General features: G+C 59.4%; 2 protein-coding genes. Both read left to right on the top strand.

Translation table 11 applies throughout. The features are described 5' to 3' along the window. Positions 1–103 precede the first annotated feature (103 nt). On the top strand, positions 104–415 hold the full coding sequence (locus ABDB81_RS30395) for a hypothetical protein (RefSeq protein ID WP_346814421.1): 312 nt from the start codon (positions 104–106) through the stop codon (positions 413–415). Continuing rightward, a partial coding sequence (locus ABDB81_RS30390; RefSeq protein ID WP_346814420.1) for a hypothetical protein occupies positions 412–909 on the top strand: 498 nt, incomplete at its 3' end. The genes ABDB81_RS30395 and ABDB81_RS30390, both read left to right, overlap by 4 nt.

Raw genomic sequence — 909 nt, 5'->3', positions numbered from 1 at the left:
GCCGTCTTGCTCGTTTTTCTGCGAGATGGCTGAACAGGAGTATGCAGCATGAAGACCAACATTGACCGCGCCGCCATGTCCCGCGAGCAGTCGGGAGGGGACCGTGGATAAACGATACCCGCTCGACATCGAGAACATCGGTGAGGATGTGTATGTGCTGATGTCTCGTGGCCACCACGATTTGCATGAGTTCATGGCAAAGGTCCGCGAGGAAGGCTACGACTGGCCGCTTGGCATGCCAAAGCATATCTGGATGAAGACGCGTCCGTCACGCGATCCTGGCTACACCTGCTTCTACGACCACGTACCAAAAGGCACGCGCGGAGCATGGCCAGCAACGCACGTTCAGGAAGCATGGGGCGACGAAAGCTATGAGGCGCTGCGCGCCCGCGCCACAGAGGGAGAAACAGAATGAGCGAGAAGCTGAACGCCACCTATCTGTGCATGGCATGGGGCGAAACGGATTTTCCTGCCGCTGCAATCGTCACGGACATGGATACGGTCCGCGCCTTCTTGGTTGAACAGTGGCTTGGCTCTGCAGGCGAGACTGACGATGACGGTGTCAATCTGCTCGATTGGGCAGTGCAAGACATGCAAGAACAGTGGGCACTTGAAGGTGATGCATGGAAATGGGAATTCACCTTCGAGATCGGCGGTGTAAGCGTGCAGCGAGTCGGGGATTTCAGCACGCAGCAGCCGGCGCGCGAACTGGAGAGCGCCAGCCAGCCTGGGGGCTGGGAGGCGGCCGAGAAGCGGGAGGCGGATTACGCGCTCGCTTACAAGCATGGGTGGATCAACTGTGCGAAGTGGGCCGACCGAGTGGACTTTGTGTCTGACATCGGATCGGCCGCATATGACCGAGACATGGCTACCTCTGCAAAGCGGAGCGGATTCGCCGCCCCGTCTGCG

It is taken from the genome of Cupriavidus sp. DL-D2, assembly GCF_039710735.1.
Classification (GTDB): Bacteria; Pseudomonadota; Gammaproteobacteria; order Burkholderiales; family Burkholderiaceae; genus Cupriavidus.
Note: the sequence above shows the minus strand (reverse complement) of the source record. Positions and strands in the feature narration are given on the sequence as shown.